Consider the following 17,836-nt stretch of genomic DNA (forward strand, 5'->3'; position numbering starts at 1 on the left):
TTCTTAACTATCCTGTTGCATTGCTTCGAGTTCTTCCCATCTCTCGAATGCGATTTCCAACTCCTGCTCTAGTGCAGCAAGCTGTTCCAATACCGGCTGAGTTTGCTCTACAGGTTTAGCAAAGAACTCTGGATCGTTCACTTGCTCCTGAAGGCTCTCGATATCCGACTCTAATTGTTCAAGTTTAGCTGGTAGAGCCTCTAATTCTCTTTGCAGCTTATACGATAACTTCTTCGAATTGTTCTTAGGTTGCGTAGTTTTGGGAGTTTCCTCAACCACTTTCTCTTTCTTCGTTGGTTTTTCAACCTGACTGCGCGAAGCAAGAACTTGGTCACGCTGTTGTTTAGCATCATGATAACCACCAACGAACTCTTCGATTATACCGTTACCCTCAAAAATCCAGCTTGTTGTTACTGTGTTGTCTACGAACTCACGGTCGTGACTCACTAACAATAATGTACCCTGATAATTGGCAAGCATTTCTTCTAAAAGTTCCAACGTTTCGATATCCAAATCGTTAGTTGGTTCATCAAGAATAAGTAAGTTGTTTGGTTTCAACAAGATACGGGCTAGCAATAATCGGTTTTTCTCACCACCAGAAAGTGCCTTAACCGGGGTTCTGGCGCGCTTAGGTGCAAATAAGAAGTCTTGAAGATAACTCAGCGCATGACGCTGACGTCCCCCAACCATTACTTCTTGTTTCCCATCCGCTAAGTTATCGATCACTGTCTTTTCTGGATCCAAAATCTCTCGGTACTGATCAAAGTACGCGACTTCTAATTTTGTTCCGCAGTGTAAACGACCAGACTGCGCTTCCAATTGCCCCAATAGCAATTTAAGTACCGTACTCTTACCGCAGCCATTTGGTCCGATAAGTGCAATACGGTCACCACGCATGATGTTAAAGCTAAAGTCGTCGACAATTGTCTTGCCTTCGTAAGCAAAAGATACATTTTCTGCTTCAAATACAATCTTACCAGAACGAGAAGCATCATCGATGTTTAGGTTAACTTTACCTTGAACTTCACGACGGTCACGACGCTCTTCACGAAGTTTTTTAAGGGCTCGAACACGGCCTTCATTACGAGTACGACGTGCTTTAATGCCTTGACGAATCCACACTTCTTCCTGAGCTAGTTTCTTATCGAACTCAGCATTCTGCATTTCTTCGACGCGAAGCATTTCTTCTTTGTCATTCAAATACTGTTCGTAATTACCAGGGAAAGAAGCTAATTGACCGCGATCTAAGTCGACGATGCGTGTCGCCATCGACTTGATGAATGCACGGTCGTGAGAAATAAAGATGATCGAGCCTTTGAAGTCTTTTAAGAAGTTCTCTAACCATTCGATCGTTGTCACATCGAGATGGTTTGTTGGTTCATCAAGAAGCAATACATCAGGATCACAAACCAGCGCACGAGCTAAAGCAGCTTTACGTTGCCAGCCACCGGATAGATCGGTCAGTTTGGTTTCAGGGCTTAGTTTTAAAGCGCCAAGTACGTTCTTAACACGGTCATCAAAGCGCCAAGCATTAGAATGATCAAGCTGCTCTTGAACTTTCGCCAAACGGTTAATGTTCTTCTCACTTGGGTCTTGAGCAACAAGATCGAGAAGATCGTGATAAATCTTCAATTGTTCGCCGATTTCAGCCAAACCGCCAGATACGTATTCGTAAACCGTACCCTCTTGATTGCGCGGTGGATCTTGTTCAAGCCGAGAAACTACTACGTCTTGAGTTATTTGAATCTTGCCATCATCCAACAAAATGTCGCCGGCAAGCACTTTCATTAACGTGGACTTACCTGCTCCGTTACGACCAACTAAACAAACGCGTTCGTTTTCTTGAAGAGCGAACTCCGCTTTGTCTAGCAATGGGTGGTCACCAAATGCAAGTTGTGCGTTATGAATGGTAAGTAATGCCATTATTATCCAACCAATGTGTGAGTTGTTCTAAGTCAAACGGCCAGTTCAACTCAGAATCTTGATATTTTAATACGGGTATTGTGACGCCGTAACGAGAAAATAGTACATCATCAAACGCAATATCAATGATATCTGTTTGCTCGGCCAAACCGACTTGGTCTACTAGAGCAAATGCCATCTCACAAAGATGGCATCCCTCCGTGCTATACAATATCAGCACGTATTAATCCTTTTGTTTATACTACGCGTGCGTTACTAGCCAACAGTTATGAATCTGTTTATTACGCGCAAAATCTAATGGTAACGTTTGAGAAGAAATATTCTGAACCTTCAAACCCAATTCAGCGAGTGATTCTTCATCCATCTTGAAATGACGTTTGTTATTTGAAAATACGATTGTGCCTTCACTTCTCAGTAAGCGTTTGAGGTTCTTCATTAGCTTAATGTGGTCACGTTGTACATCGAATGATGTTTCCATACGCTTAGAGTTAGAGAACGTAGGTGGGTCAATAAAGATCAAGTCGTATTCACCTTTTGCGTTTTCTAGCCATTGCAAACAGTCCGCTTGTTCATATTTATGTTGGCGCCCTACACAGCCATTAAGCTGCATATTGTCTTTCGCCCAATTCAAGTAGGTGTTTGACATATCGACAGTTGTAGTGGACCGAGCACCACCAACTGCAGCGTGCACTGTTGCACTACCAGTGTAAGCAAACAAGTTAAGGAAATCTTTACCCTGTGCCATTTCGCCAAGACGACGACGAGTGATCTTATGATCCAAGAACAGGCCTGTGTCTAGGTAGTCATGAAGGTTCACGATCAGCTTCACACCGTACTCGTTTACTTCGAGCGTCTCTGATACCTGACCTAATTTTTGGTACTGGCTTCGACCTTTCTGCTTCTCACGAACTTTCAGTACAACTTTGTTCGCTTCAACACCGGTCACCTGAATCGTCGCACGGATAATGTCCGTTAGACGACGCTTGGCTTTTTCTTCAGGGATGTTCTTAGGTGCTGCGTACTCTTGAATCACAATTTGATCGCCGTACACGTCGATCGCTACGTTGTATTCTGGAAGGTCTGCATCGTAGATACGATAGCAGTCTAGTTTCTCTTTACGAGCCCACTTGCCAATCTTGCCAATGTTTTTCTTCAAACGGTTTGAGAAGTCTGGTGCGATTTGAACGTTAGTATCTGCACCTTTAACTTCATCAGCGCTGCGCTCGGCAATGCTGTAGTTCTTTTGGTGACACGGTAACGCACCGTTGTTCAATTTAAACTGTTTATCAGCGCGCATACGAAGGCAACTCAAGAGCTCGTCCGAGCTAGAGAAGATAGATGCTTTACATCCGCCAAACTCAGATTTTAGCTGTCCACCGAATGCGGTATAGAGCGCAATCAGCCCCGGCTCAGTTCCTAGACGCTCACCGTAAGGTGGGTTTGAAACGATAACACCGTGTTCAAATCCTGCGGGACGAGTAATAGTTGCAGCATCACCTTGCGCAAACTCAATCAACTCTTCAACACCTGCTCTGCGGGCGTTTTCTTGAGCGACTTTTAATACTTTGGGGTCGTTATCGAATCCAAAAAACTTAGCGTCAACTTTCTTGACACCCCGTCTAGCTTGAACATTAGCCTCTGATTTAATCTCAGCCCAGGTCTCCGGTTCAAAGTCTTCCAAAACTTCGAAGCCCCATTGTTTGCGCTTAACGCCAGGTGCCATGTTGGCTGCCATCATTGCCGCTTCAATAAGCAAAGTACCAGAACCACACATTGGATCGAGTAATGGTTGATGCCCATCCCAGCCACAACGCATGATAATCGCAGAAGCAAGCGTTTCACGTAATGGCGCACGACCCGATTCTGGTCGATAACCACGCTGATGAAGACCACTACCTACCATGTCTATCCCAAGCAACGCTTTATCTTTATGCAAACGAACGTGAATACGAATATCTGGGCGTTCTTTGCTGATATTAGGACGTGGCAAGCCTTTATTCTCAAAGCAATCTACGATGCCATCTTTGACCTTCATAGCTCCGTATTGGCTATTTCTAATCTCACGGTTTGTGCCGTTAAAGTCCACAACAAAGCGTTTAGAGCTATGAAATTGGTTAACCCAGTTAATAGTGGAAGTGGATAGATACAAGTCCATGTCGTTGTTACACGTGAACTCAGATAAAACACGTACAAATCGAGACGCTAAACGGCTCCACAAACAACAGCGATAAACCTGTTCGTTTGTCGCTTTAAATTTTACGCCTGCCTGTACTGGTTTCGCATTTTCAATGCCTAGTTTAGTCAGTTCTTCAACAAGCAAATTTTCCATGCCATTTGAAGTTACCGCGAGATATTGATTCATAGTGTTCTTTCGCTGATAAAAAATGGCTTCAATTATACCTGACTTTACGATCAATGCCTCGTTTTTAAAGGTATTTTCCCACCCGTTAGTTCAAATCATCACCACTCAAATGATCTAAAACTTTCAACATCTTTAGTTTGAATGTTTTTCATTCATGAACGTATTTTGTTTCCTTTAGAAGAAGTGAATACTTATTTACATGCATTTTGGTATATACCAGTCGTGATTGGTTGATGTAAATTACTTACAAATGCCCTTTATAGGGGAATAAATAGGGTTGTTTTAGGCGCTAGGTTGCCTAATTAAAGGAGTAATCAAATTGAAATAAGTAAAATAAAAGTGACCAGCTTCATGTTTGCATGCATAGAAAACAAACAGTTTCATGGTCTTTCGGATTGGAGTGTCAGAGGAAAGGACAAAAAAAAATCGACCCAACAAGGTCGATTAAGGCAAACAAAGGAACGAAATAAAGAAAAATTAAACAGCTTTAACCCACCATTGCCATAGGGGTCATTGCAAAGAGGTGATTTGCACAAGCCATGCGATCATGCATTACTTTAATCGGCTGCCCAAATTGAAGCGCCTTATTGCCATCAAGAACAAAGGCTTCTTGGTTAACATAAGCACATAAGCTCGATGTTTCGCCTGGTTCTAGAACGATGAACATACCATCAGAATATTGATTTGTGAGAAAGACCATGTCCCCTTCTTGAGGTTCATAATCAGAGGACTGTGCATCGAAGAACCAGCTCTTAGGCTGTACAGGTTTATGAAAACGCTTTGCAGCAACACAATACAGTGTTAATTCAGCTTGGCGATATTCACTGATATCGAGACAGCGAATGCGCTCATTAAACGTTTGAAATGCGCTGGCGTCATCAACGGTAAATTCACTGTTTGAGAAGGCACAGTTAACCAACAATTTTCGGGATAGATTGGTTTGGAAAATCATTTCCTCCCCCAGATCCAGCATTAAGCAAGCTTTTTGCTCGTCAAAATACCAATTCCATTTGTCGCTGGGTTTAAGCATTATTCCGTTCTCTCTTGACTAGTTAAATCAGTGGTAAAGAGGTAAGACGCTTAATTACCTACTCGTGATTTTTAAATTCTACAAACGAACGGATAAAAAAAAAGAGGAAACAAAGTCCTCTTTTTTATGTAACAGGTACTGATTTTTCAGTAGTTTTTGATGTATATGTTAAAGATTCTTAACAATATCACTTACGAGACCTGGGCCGTGGTAAATAAAGCCAGTGTAGACTTGAACAAGTTTAGCGCCTGCCATGATCTTTTCTTTGGCTGCAACATAGGAATCTACACCACCAACACCGATAATTGGAAGTTTGTCTCCAAGCTCTTCATGAAGCTTACGTACGACCTCCGTAGAGCGTGATTGCACAGGGCGACCACTCAAGCCACCTGCCTCATTGGCGTGTCTCATCCCTTCTACGATCGTGCGATCCAAAGTTGTGTTAGTCGCGATCACACCATCTATATTGTTTTTCAATAAAGAATCGCAGATTTGGCAGATTTCATCGTCACTTAAATCTGGCGCAATCTTTAATGCTAACGGGACATACTTGTTGTACTTCTCTGATAACTCCGCTTGTTTCGCTTTTAATTCGGAAAGCAGTTCATCAAGCGCTTCACCATATTGAAGTGAACGAAGACCTGGAGTGTTTGGCGATGAGATGTTTACTGCAATATAGCCAGCATACTCATACACTTTTTCCATACAAATCAGGTAGTCCTCTGCCCCTTTCTCAATTGGCGTATCTTTATTTTTACCGATATTAATTCCGAGAACACAATTGAATTTTGCTCGTTTAACATTCTCGATCAAATTATCAACGCCTAGGTTATTAAAGCCCATGCGGTTGATGATCCCTTCTGCTTCCACTAAACGGAATAAGCGTGGTTTATCATTACCTGGTTGTGGTCGTGGCGTTACAGTGCCGACTTCGACAAAGCCAAAGCCCATGGCATCAAATGCTTCAATACATTCGCCGTTTTTATCTAAACCAGCCGCAAGACCAACAGGGTTACGGAATGTTAGACCCATACACTCAACTGGACGAGTTGGTAACTGTTGGCGGTAAAAGAGATCAAGTGGTGTGCCGTTAAAGCGTTGGAAGTTCTTGATTGCAAGATCATGTGCCTTCTCGGCATCGAGTTGGAAAAAGCCAGTTCTGGCTAGACGGTAAAGCATTGTGCCTCCGAAAGAAAAAAGCCCCGTATAAACGGGACAATATTATTTACCGTTTTTCATCGTAATTCAATGAAAATGAACGTAATAAGTAAAAACCTATATCTTTATAAGATTTTTAAATATAAAACAAACAATTACAATCAAGTTTCTGCGATAAAAATCGTAACTAACCGCTTAAAAGCAATCGATTTCACTCTGTTTTAATTTCAATTCAATGTGACAATGTAACTATTTTCGTTCCAAATGTGAATAATAGATAATAAAAAGCCCCGTTAAATAACGAGGCTTTTACTTATGACTTGATTATTCCACTACTCTTTCGATGAGCAGTTGAGGTTTAAAAGTACTAGCTCTCGAAGTGCTACAGAGAACTTAGCAAATTCGTGTACTGAGCCAACTTTGAACTCGTTTAAGATACTCTCCCAGCGGTGCAACGATTGTTCGTTAGTTTCAATCCAATCTTCTAACGCAGCCATCACGTCAAGCTCTTCGGTTGAGCAGCCACAAGTCAGTACCTGAGCGGTAAGTTGACGTTGTTGCCAGTCCAGATCTTCACGGAATGCCGCTCTTGCAAGTGCTTGCCAGTTGTTATCAACGGCTTGGCTATTAATTTGCTTCAAGAACCAATGCAACGATAAACGGTCACCCAAGTTAAAGTAGAGTTTCGATGCTTGCTCAACCGTTTTACCTGTTTCACTTGCTACTGATGAAATATCCAGTGCAGATTGTAAGCTTGATAAGCGGGCAACTTGGTGAGCGAGTTTCTCTTCAACCCCTTTCTCTATCCAACCTTGAGCCAACTCATTGTGTTCTTCAACTTCAGACTCAACTAACATAGTGTCTAGGGTTTCAGTGATAACATTGACATCTTGCTTGTAGATAGCAATCAACTCACCGACCGTGCATTTGCCGCTACGGTTACGAAGCAACCAGCGTGCAATTCGACGCAGTGCTCGGCGCACGTAAAACATAATTTCGTATTGAGCTTGCGCTGTCGCAACGTTATCAAGTTTGCGAGTTTGCTTGAGGATTTCTTCTAAATCAAAGATTTCTCTAGCCGCACTGTAAGCGTTGGCAATATCGACAACACTTGCACCAGTTTCTTCTTGCAAACGAGTAACGAAGTTACAGCCCATTTCGTTAACCATCTGGTTAGCCAATGCTGTAGCGATAATTTCAGCTCGCAGTGGGTGATTAACCATTTGATCTTTATAGTTACGTCGTAACGCACTTGGGAAATATTCAACAAGTTGTTTTGCATGGAATTCATCATTTGCGATTTCATCCGTAACAAGTTGCTGTTTAAGTACCATTTTACCGTAGGCAACTAACACTGATAGCTCAGGGCGAGTCAGACCTAGTCCCTGTTTTTCACGCTCGATTAGCGTTTCATCATCAGGAATGTATTCGAGAGCACGGTCCAAGTACCCTGCTTTCTCCATAGTGTGGATGAATCGAATTTGCTCCTTAACAATGCCAACACCTTGCTGTTCAGTAACAGAGATCGACTCCGACTGACGGTAAGCATCATCCAAGACAATTTCACCCACTTCGTCTTCCATAGACTCTAGAATTTGGTTACGTTGCTTAACCGTAAGATCGCCATTTGAAACCAGTCCATTGAGGAAGATCTTGATGTTGACTTCATTATCCGAACAGTCAACGCCACCTACGTTATCAACGAAGTCCGTGTTCACTCGACCGCCAGTTAGTGCGTATTCGATACGACCAAGCTGAGTCATACCCAAGTTACCACCTTCGCCAACCACTTTGGCTCTTAAGTCACGGCCGTCAATGCGCAGCATGTCGTTAGCACGGTCGCCAACATCTGTATGAGTTTCTGTCGATGATTTAACGTAAGTGCCGATACCACCATTCCAAAGCAGATCGACTTTCATTTTCAAGATCATCTTTATCAGATCGTTAGGCGCTAAAGATGCTTTCTTAGTACCTAACATTTTCTGAATTTCTGGCGTCAACTGGATCGATTTTGATCGACGAGAGAAGATGCCACCACCTTGAGAGATCAAGTCTTTGTTGTAATCTTCCCAGCTTGATCTTGGCAAATTAAACAAGCGGTTACGCTCTTCCCAGCTGCTGGCTGAATCTGGATTTGGATCAATAAAGATGTGCATGTGGTTAAACGCAGCTTGCAATCGAATATGCTTCGATAACAGCATACCGTTACCGAACACGTCACCTGCCATATCACCTACACCGATTGCAGTAAAATCAGTGGTCTGACAGTTGATGCCCATTTCACGGAAGTGACGTTTAACAGATTCCCAACCACCTTTTGCGGTGATTCCCATTGCTTTGTGATCGTAACCGTTTGAACCACCTGAAGCGAATGCGTCACCTAGCCAGAAGTTGTATTCTGCAGAAACAGAGTTTGCCAAATCTGAGAAGGTTGCTGTGCCTTTATCGGCAGCCACTACTAGATATGGGTCATCTTCATCGTGACGAACAACGTTTTGTGGTGGTACCACCTCTCCTTCAATGATGTTATCTGACACATCTAGCAGTGCACGGATAAAGCGTTTGTAACAACGCTGACCTTCCGCAAAAATTTCATCACGAGTGGTGAGAGATGGCTGGCGTTTACAAACGAAGCCGCCTTTTGCACCCACTGGTACAATTACAGTGTTCTTAACCTGTTGCGCTTTTACTAAGCCAAGAATCTCCGTACGGAAGTCTTCTTGACGATCTGACCAACGCAAACCACCACGAGCCACTTTTCCACCACGAAGGTGAACACCTTCAATATCTGGTGCGTAAACAAAGATCTCGAATGCAGGTACAGGCTGCGGAATCTCAGGAATATCGCTTGGCTTCATTTTCAAAGATAACCAAGGCTTAGGCTGCTTATTCTCGTCTACTTGGTAGTAGTTGGTACGAAGCGTCGCCATGATCATTTCAATATAACGACGAATAATACGATCATCATCCAAGCTCTCTACACGATCCAACTGCTCTGTTAGCTTTTTAATTAGATCGTTTTGGCCTTTCTCGCTGCCTTTGTGTTTCGGATCAAATCGCTTGGTGAACAGCTTGACTAGACCTGTCGCTAAGTCTGGGTAGTGGCTTAGCGTGTCTTCGATGTACTGCTGACTGAATGGGAAGCCGACTTGGCGCATGTATCGTGCGTAAGCACGAAGAATGGAAATCTCACGGCCAGATAACGACGCACCTAATAACAATCGGTTGAAACCATCACTTTCAAGATTACCCGCCCAAATGGCAGCAAATGCTTGTTGGAAACGATCACGAGCTTCACGAAGGTCAACGGTTTTCTCGCTCTTATGCAGCATAGAGAAGTCAAGGATCCAGAAAGTCTGCCCGTTGTTTTTCTCGATCTCATATGGCGATTCGCCAATCACACGCAAACCAAGGTTTTCCAACATCGGCATTACGTCAGAAAGGTGAATTGGTTCATCGCGATGGTATAACTTTAAGCGGACAGCTTTGGAATCTGCACCCTCTTCTTGAGGTCGGTAGAACAACATGCCAAGTTTATTATCATCACTTAACGCTTCTAAGCGCTCGATATCTGCAACCGCAGAACCTGGCATCATGTCCTCTTTGTATGAGCGAGGGAACGCACTCATATATTCTTTTGAAAGAGGAAGGCCTTTGCTTTCACCAAAGTTAGCAATGATGGATTCTTTTAGTCTGTCATCCCAAGAGGTAGAAACTTCCATTAGATTTTGCTCGATCTTTTTCACGTCTACGTCAATGTTGTTATTGTCTACACGAACAATGTAATGTGTTCTCGCTAGTGGGCTTTCTGAGAAGTACGTTGTAAATTCAACCTCTTGCTCGCAACCAAAGTACTGCTTAAGAATGCGTTGAGTTTGACGACGCAATTCTGTGTTGTAACGATCTTTAGTGACATAAACCATGCAACTGAAGAAACGACCAAATGGGTCTTTACGAACAAACAAACGCAGCAAGTCACGATCTTGCATTTGTACAACACCCATTCCCACCTCAAGCAGCTCTTCTTCATTAGCTTGAAGCAACTCGTCGCGTGGGTAGTTTTCTAAGATATTGTGCAATGCTTTGTATGAGTATGATCCGTGACGGTATCCACTTGCTTCAAGGATACGGTCAACTTTTTCACGGATCAGAGGAATACTTTGTACCGCTTGGTTGTAAACGGCGGAGGTATATAAACCAGTAAAGCGATGCTCACCTATTACTTTACCGTTTTCATCAAACTTCTTAATACCGATGTAATCAGTATAAGCTGGACGGTGGATACGAGATGCTTTGTTACCTTTGGTGATGATCAGAGCGTATGGTTTTTTCGCTTCTAATCGCGCTGAATCTGATAATTCAGAGAGCTTGACGCTACGCACGCGCTTGTCATCAGCAAACAGACCTAGTCCTTTTTCTTTAGCAGGAACAAGTTCGGTATCACCATTGACCTCTTTTAAGTCATAATCTTTATAACCCATAAAGGTAAAGTTATGATCTTCTAGCCAACGAAGAAATGCGATCGTTTCATCCATACGATCAGTTTGGATAGAAACACGATCTTTATTTTTCTCAAGTTCATCAGTAACAAACTTAAGCTTATCAACCATCTGCTTCCAGTCATCAACGACTAAGCGAGTATCAGATAGAATTCTTAACAGCTCTTCTTTAAGCGCTTGCATCTCGTCTTTACTAGTAAGGCGGTCTACCTCTATGTGGAAAAGTGATTGAAGAACACCACCCTCACCGTTTACGTCTGTAACTTGGCCTTTTTTATCACGCTGAATCTGTGTTGGGTTATTCAACATTAGGTGACAAACAAGATCCAAACGTGCTAAAGCCATTTTGACTGAGTCCACTAAGAATGGACTATCTGGAACAACAATTTCTACGATTGTGTGTGTGGATTGCCAGCCTTGACGACTTACGGTCGGGTTAAATACTCGAACCGAAATCTCTTCTGGTTTTTTTTCATTGATATGGTGCCAAAGGCTAACGACAGCACCATAAAGGTCGGATTCGTTTCGCTGAATTAGATCATCATCAGCAATGTTACTGAATAAGTGTTGAGCAAGTTTAGTTACAAGCGTTTGGTGAGAAAGCTCGAGTTTGTCTTGAATCAGTTGGTAAACCTTTTCAAGCAGAACCGGCACTACATTTTCACGCGCGGTCATATTCACACTCCACATTAGAATTGTTGTTTTGTAGGGGGACTTAGTAGCTAGGTTGTTACCTTAGAAACTAAGCATAGGTAATGCATGTGCCCATTGTAAAAGCATAATTACAAATGTTTAACAACTAATCGTAGTGGTAAGAGGTGAAATGTCCGATTCTGTGACTAAGATTCCTATTTAACTCTCTGCAAATACAATACATCACAGAGTTTCTAACTTAAGAAACTTATTATTTTGGTCAGTTGTTAGTCTAAACTGGCCTCTAACGCCCAATTGACTAAGAAATGGTCTAAATCTCGCGGCGGGTAACTGCAAACGCAAACCGTTGTGTGTGACAACTTGAACAACACTTGCCGCACCAGAGTAATGAGATAAAAACGTTTGATATGAAATGTTGAGATTGAAGTAGTAATAGTTCATGAAGTGAAAACTAAGTGACATAAACAAATAAGGTGGTCTTAATGACCACCCTATTGTGTTGTTTACTATTCGTCTAGTGCTTTAGTCACTTTTTCGAATAGATCTTTAGCAAGATTATCCATTGCTTTGAGCTTTTCAAGTTCTGCACGAATCATTGCTTGGCGAGCTTCATCGTATTTACGGAACTTAAGCAAAGGATCAATCATTCGAGAAGCTACTTGTGGGTTCGAATCATTTAGTTGGCGAAGAATTTCACCGGCAAATTGGTAACCTACGCCGGATGTATCATGGAAACGTACAGGGTTCGCACTTAAGAACGAGCCAATTAAGCTGCGCGTACGGTTCGGATTTTTCAAACTAAATGCTTCGTGGTTCATGGTTGCTTTTACTTTTTCAAGAGCATCCTCTGCAGGATTGCTACCTTGAAGTGCAAACCACTTATCCATAACCAAACCATCGTGCTTCCATTTATCGCTATAATCAGCCATAAGTGCTTCACGACACTCAAGCTGAGCGTTATTTGCAGCACTCATCGCAGCAATCGTATCTGTCATGTTATTTGCAGATGCGTACTGCGCATTGACTAAATCATTACCTTTTGCCGTATGTGCTAGGTACTGTAGGCAACGGTTACGTAAAGCACGCTTGCCAATAGCAGCATGGTCGATCGTATACTCTGCTTGCTTAAGCGTGTGATAAGTCGCACTTAGCTCATCTTCTAATTCCTTAGAAAGTGACACTGTAATGCTGTTTAGCACTTTGTCTACGGCATCGATATCAATTTGCTGGTACCAACCAGTAATCTCATTGATTGAAGGCATAGAGAAAACTTGAGCAATGAAAGCTGGCTCAAGCGTTTCATCCAACAGCACACCGCGGAAAGCATCTATCACACCTTCAGAAAGCGATACTTCTTGTCCCGCTTGAACGTTTTTCACATTCTGACGAATGTATTTAGCCAATAGCATTTGGCTAGCGTCCCATCGAGCAAAATCGTTCGTTGCGTGCTTCATCAAGAAGACTAACTCGTCATCGCTGTAATCGTATTCTAATTTGACTGGTGCCGAGAATTCACGCAACAAAGATGGCACTGGCTGTTCTTCGACATTTTCAAATACGAACGTTTGCTTATCTTGTTTAATATCCAGCACGTTATGAACAGATTCACCGTTACTCATCAATGGGATAACTCGACCTTTCGAATCATACAACTCGATATCGAACGGAATATGCAGCGCTTGTTTTTCTGCTTGGTCTTGCGTCGGCTCCGTAAATTGCTCTACCGTTAGTGCGTAAGTTTTTGCATCAGCGTTGTATTCGCTATTTACGCGCAGCGTTGGTGTACCCGATTGGCCGTACCACAGACGGAACTGTTTTAAATCAACACCGCTGGCATCTTCCATTGCAGAAACAAAGTCTTCACACGTCGCGGCGGTACCATCGTGACGTTCAAAATAAAGTTTCATTCCTTTTTGGAAGCCCTCTTCGCCAAGGAGTGTATGGTACATACGAATAACTTCGCTGCCCTTTTCATAGACCGTTAGCGTGTAGAAGTTATTCATCTCAATGACTTTGTCAGGACGAATCGGGTGAGACATTGGGCTTGCATCTTCCGCAAATTGAGGACCACGAATAATACGTACGTTATCAATACGGTTATCAGCACGAGAGCCTAAGTCAGAGGAGAATTCTTGGTCACGGAATACGGTTAAGCCTTCTTTTAGACTTAGTTGGAACCAGTCACGACAAGTGACACGGTTGCCAGTCCAGTTGTGGAAGTACTCATGACCGATCACAGCTTCGATACCTAAATAGTCACGATCTGTCGCAGTTTGATCGTTCGCCAGAACATATTTTGAGTTAAAAATGTTCAAGCCTTTGTTTTCCATTGCACCCATGTTGAAGAAATCAACAGCAACGATCATATAAATATCCAGATCGTATTCCAGGCCAAAGCGTTCCTCATCCCACTTCATCGAGTTGATCAAAGATGTCATCGCATGACCTGCACGATCTAAGTTACCTTTATCAACAAAGATTTCTAAATCAACACTGCGACCTGACATCGTTGTATATTTGTCACGCAATACATCAAAGTCGCCTGCAACAAGGGCGAACAAGTAAGCTGGTTTTGGATGCGGATCCTGCCATTGAACCCAATGACGACCGTTCTCTGCATCACCTTCTGCAATTCGGTTACCATTGCTCAGCAAATATGGGTAAGCCGCTTTATCTGCGATCACTTTTGTTGTGTATTTTGCTAGAACATCCGGACGGTCTAGATAGTACGTGATACGGCGGAAGCCCTCAGCCTCACACTGAGTACAAAATGCGCCGCCTGATTTGTACAAACCTTCGAGTGCTGTATTCGCTTCAGGATCAATTTTGGTGACGATTTCAAGTTCAAACTCGGATGGAAGATCGGTCAGTACCAGCGATGACTCCTTCACCTCGTGATGAGCCCAATCCTCACCATTTACTTTTACAGCGTGTAGCTCAAGTCCTTCGCCATCGAGTTCTAGCGTTGTTGTATCGCCTTTTTGAGCAACTTTTGATACCGCCGTAACGATTGTGTCATTGTCATATAGATCAAAAGTAAGATCGATATCAGTAATCGCATGAGATGGCTCTTTATAATCTTTACGATATTTGGCCTGGGGAGCTTGAGACATGAGCATAAATCCTTGTATGTCGAACAACAAAAATACCAGACTGCATGATCAAAAATGCAGTTCTGGTATCACTATATAAGCTATTTGTAGGGGTTGTGGTATCAGAATACAAGTCTTTCCATCAAAAAACGGAGCTTTTAGTGCTCTAGCTCCGTTTTTTGATTAACATTTAAACAACATTAATGACTTACCGTACGCACGCGTAATTTGGCGCATGTTAAAGGCATCATGGCGTAACTCTATTGAGTACGGCGTACATATCACCATTGGAATCTTCGATCGTTAGCTCATTCTTGTTGAGCTTATACGTGGTTCCATGCTCGCCATTTTCATACAACAGAACCAAAAACTCATCTTCTGTGTAAAACACACCTTGTTTGATGGACTCATCCCCTTCTTCGTTCGAAACCCTAAACATGAACACGAAATCAGGTTGAAGTATCAAATCCATCTGATTAATGTTGTTTGCCACAAGACCGTCGCCAGATACGTGAGAGCTAGACCAAATACCTGCAAGTGAATTGGATAATCCCTTAGTGAATGTTACACCATTAAGATCAAGCGTGTTATGGTTGTTGCGATAGGCATAAATTTGAGGCTCGTCGGTGTTTAAACCAAGAACGATGGTGTCTTCATTTGCGTTATACAGCCCTTCCCAATGGTCAACGGAATAGTCTTTCTTTTGAATATCAATAGAAAAGCTGTAGTCAGAACCTAATGAGAGTTTGATCGCACGAAAGTTTTCAGCCGACTCTTCGGGGTTTGGGTTCATCAAATACCAGTCTCCGATGAGAAACGGCGTGTCAAAGTGACTTAATTCATCTTCTCTGGTGTTTTCTCCACCAAACACACTAAAGCAGCAAAAGCTAAGTAAAATAAAGAACCACTTCATATCGGCATCCTTATCGTTTTCTTTTAGCTTAGCCAGTAGTCCTCACTTTCGCGAAATTTTAGATGTAGATCACGTAAATTATTGGGGGAAAATAAGCGAATATCTTGCTCGATATCGAGACAGCGGGAGACAAAAAGGCATAAAAAAAGAGTGAATCTGAAAGACTCACTCTTTTTATTCTAAATTGCCAGTTATTATGACTGATTTTCCTGCTTAAGTAGATCGACCATAATCGCGACAGACTCATCTAAATAAACATCAGGAGCCTCGTAATCTTTTGGTATGTCATCCAATGTTTTGAATGCTTTTTTACCCAAAGCAACTTGACGTTCATTTATGCGTTGTAATCGAAGGGCTTCCGCTTTATCCGATTCAGCTTTACGAACTTTTTCGTTCAAAGACAAAGTATTATCGTCTTTTTCTTTACGATATTTCTCGATGTCTTCATTGATAAAGCGGAACTCCATTTCATCAGAAATACGCTTGTTATGAAGAGCAGTAAGTTTTTCAACTAAGGCGTCGTTACTTGGAAACGTTTGATATTGTGCTTTATCAATCTGATCCCAAGGTAAAGCATTGTCTTCAACACTTTCACCTGTTTCAGAAGCCTCAATTGGCGTTGGGTACGAAATATCTGGTGCAACACCACGATTTTGCGTACTTCCACCGTCAATACGATAAAACTTCTGAATCGTGTACTGAACATAACCTAGCTCTTTATCGAAAAGATCGTAAATATGATTCAGTGAACGATGTTGCTGAACTGTACCTTTACCGAAAGAGTTTTCACCTAAGATGATTGCACGATTATAATCTTGCATTGCCGCTGCAAAAATTTCAGATGCTGAAGCACTGTAGCGGTTAATCAATACCGTCAATGGGCCATCATAACTCACTTTTCCATCGGTATCGGCATTCACCTTGATGCGGCCATAGCTGTCACGAACTTGAACTACAGGACCTTCTTTAATGAATAAACCTGTCAATGCCGTCGCTTCTGTTAGCGCACCACCACCATTGTTACGTAGATCAACGATTACGCCGTCAACGTTTTTGGTTTTCAACTCAGCTAGTAATTTATCGGTGTCTTTCGATAAGCCGACGTAGAAACTTGGTACTTCTAAAATACCAATCTTCTTACCGTCTTTTTTGATGATTTCTGACTTAACCGCACGATCTTCTAAGCGAACTTTGTCACGAACAATTGTGACAATGTAACTCTTCGCATCGTTACCTTCTGGCAAGATCTGTAGATTAACCTTTGTGCCTTTAGGGCCTTTGATTAACTGAACAACATCATCCAGACGCCAACCGATCACGTCGACAATTTCTTCACCGTCTTGTCCAACACCAGTGATTCGGTCCCCTTCACCAAGTTGCTTACTCTTCGACGCCGGACCGCCAACAACAAGTGAACGAATTACTGTGTAATCGTCTGTCATTTGCAAAACGGCGCCGATGCCTTCTAGAGAAAGGTTCATTTCCGATTGGAATTGCTCGGCATTACGTGGAGAAAGGTAGCTTGTATGAGGGTCAACCTGTCGCGCGAAGGCATTCATATACAACTGAAATGCGTCTTCATTGTTGGTCTGTGTGATGCGCTTCATCGCGTTGTTATAACGCTTCTCTAAAACTTCTTTAATCTCTGGCCACTCTTTGCCAGTCAGTTTCAGATTTAACGCGTCATATTTCACACGCTTGCGCCACAACTCGTTGAGCTCTGCTTCGTCTTTTGGCCATGCGGCGTCAGAGCGGTCTAACTCTATCTCGTCATCGGTATCAAACTTGATCTCTTCATCGAGTAGAGTTAACGCATAAGCAAAACGATCGAAACGCTTCTGCATTGAGAGGTTGTAAACATCAAAAGCAATTTGGTTGTTGCCCGATTTAAGCTGATCATCAAGCTCGACTGACCAATTTTTAAATGAGTCGATGTCTGCTTGAGTGAAAATATTTCTATTGTAATCAAGCAACTCTACATAGCGTTCAAAGATCGCTTTAGAGAAATCATCATTGAGGCTGAAGTGCTTATAATGAGAGCGGGTAAATCGCGAGGTGACTCGTTTGCTAGCTGTTTCATGCTGAACTTCAGGAGAAAGAACCGGCAGGTCATCTTTATGTAGTTTGGCTTCAAGAGCCTGAGCTGATGCTGCTAGCCATAAGCTAGCAGCAATCAGGGTCACTTTTGAACGGCAATTCATGCGT

Annotated in this window: 10 protein-coding genes; all 10 read right to left on the reverse strand. The window is 42.5% G+C overall.

Annotated features, from left to right (window positions below; genetic code table 11):
* Positions 1-3 precede the first annotated feature (3 nt).
* Positions 4-1,923 (reverse strand): ABC transporter ATP-binding protein, encoded by a 1,920-nt coding sequence (locus R7P72_RS07410; protein ID WP_005377449.1) that lies wholly within the window; start codon positions 1,921-1,923, stop codon positions 4-6.
* A complete protein-coding gene (locus tag R7P72_RS07415) occupies positions 1,901-2,143 on the reverse strand; it encodes a glutaredoxin family protein (protein ID WP_017821808.1) in 243 nt (80 codons plus the stop codon). The genes R7P72_RS07410 and R7P72_RS07415 overlap by 23 nt, the downstream gene beginning before the upstream one ends.
* A 21-nt stretch (positions 2,144-2,164) precedes the next feature.
* Positions 2,165-4,285: a bifunctional 23S rRNA (guanine(2069)-N(7))-methyltransferase RlmK/23S rRNA (guanine(2445)-N(2))-methyltransferase RlmL gene (gene rlmKL, locus R7P72_RS07420; protein ID WP_005377445.1), complete on the reverse strand. Its 2,121-nt coding sequence runs from the start codon at positions 4,283-4,285 to the stop codon at positions 2,165-2,167.
* Positions 4,286-4,772: 487 nt separating this feature from the next.
* Positions 4,773-5,315 (reverse strand): cell division protein ZapC, encoded by a 543-nt coding sequence (locus R7P72_RS07425; protein ID WP_005377444.1) that lies wholly within the window; start codon positions 5,313-5,315, stop codon positions 4,773-4,775.
* 168 nt (positions 5,316-5,483) lie between these two features.
* Positions 5,484-6,494: a quinone-dependent dihydroorotate dehydrogenase gene (gene pyrD / locus R7P72_RS07430; RefSeq protein WP_213907255.1), complete on the reverse strand. Its 1,011-nt coding sequence runs from the start codon at positions 6,492-6,494 to the stop codon at positions 5,484-5,486.
* 311 nt (positions 6,495-6,805) lie between these two features.
* Positions 6,806-11,647 carry an NAD-glutamate dehydrogenase gene (locus R7P72_RS07435; RefSeq protein WP_005377441.1) on the reverse strand — a complete coding sequence of 1,614 codons (4,842 nt, stop codon included), beginning with the start codon at positions 11,645-11,647 and terminating at the stop codon, positions 6,806-6,808.
* Between the two features lie 201 nt (positions 11,648-11,848).
* Positions 11,849-12,067, reverse strand: coding sequence for a DUF2835 domain-containing protein (locus R7P72_RS07440; RefSeq protein WP_005377440.1), 219 nt, complete (start codon positions 12,065-12,067; stop codon positions 11,849-11,851).
* Positions 12,068-12,132: 65 nt separating this feature from the next.
* A complete protein-coding gene (pepN, locus tag R7P72_RS07445; protein WP_005377439.1) occupies positions 12,133-14,739 on the reverse strand; it encodes an aminopeptidase N in 2,607 nt (868 codons plus the stop codon).
* Positions 14,740-14,965: 226 nt separating this feature from the next.
* On the reverse strand, positions 14,966-15,631 hold the full coding sequence (locus tag R7P72_RS07450; protein ID WP_005377438.1) for a hypothetical protein: 666 nt from the start codon (positions 15,629-15,631) through the stop codon (positions 14,966-14,968).
* A 194-nt stretch (positions 15,632-15,825) separates the two neighbouring features.
* On the reverse strand, positions 15,826-17,832 hold the full coding sequence (gene prc, locus R7P72_RS07455; RefSeq protein ID WP_005377437.1) for a carboxy terminal-processing peptidase: 2,007 nt from the start codon (positions 17,830-17,832) through the stop codon (positions 15,826-15,828).
* Between the last annotated feature and the right edge of the window lie 4 nt (positions 17,833-17,836).

It is taken from the genome of Vibrio sp. Vb0888 (assembly GCF_033338835.1).
Classification (GTDB): domain Bacteria; phylum Pseudomonadota; class Gammaproteobacteria; order Enterobacterales; family Vibrionaceae; genus Vibrio; species Vibrio alginolyticus.

Coding starts and splice junctions, on each gene's coding strand:
- R7P72_RS07410 (WP_005377449.1), bottom strand. CDS start 1,923: ATGGCATTACTTACCATTCATAACGCACAACTTGCATTTGGTGACCAC.
- rlmKL (WP_005377445.1), bottom strand. CDS start 4,285: ATGAATCAATATCTCGCGGTAACTTCAAATGGCATGGAAAATTTGCTT.
- R7P72_RS07425 (WP_005377444.1), bottom strand. CDS start 5,315: ATGCTTAAACCCAGCGACAAATGGAATTGGTATTTTGACGAGCAAAAA.
- pyrD (WP_213907255.1), bottom strand. CDS start 6,494: ATGCTTTACCGTCTAGCCAGAACTGGCTTTTTCCAACTCGATGCCGAG.
- R7P72_RS07435 (WP_005377441.1), bottom strand. CDS start 11,647: ATGACCGCGCGTGAAAATGTAGTGCCGGTTCTGCTTGAAAAGGTTTAC.
- R7P72_RS07440 (WP_005377440.1), bottom strand. CDS start 12,067: ATGAACTATTACTACTTCAATCTCAACATTTCATATCAAACGTTTTTA.
- pepN (WP_005377439.1), bottom strand. CDS start 14,739: ATGTCTCAAGCTCCCCAGGCCAAATATCGTAAAGATTATAAAGAGCCA.
- R7P72_RS07450 (WP_005377438.1), bottom strand. CDS start 15,631: ATGAAGTGGTTCTTTATTTTACTTAGCTTTTGCTGCTTTAGTGTGTTT.
- prc (WP_005377437.1), bottom strand. CDS start 17,832: ATGAATTGCCGTTCAAAAGTGACCCTGATTGCTGCTAGCTTATGGCTA.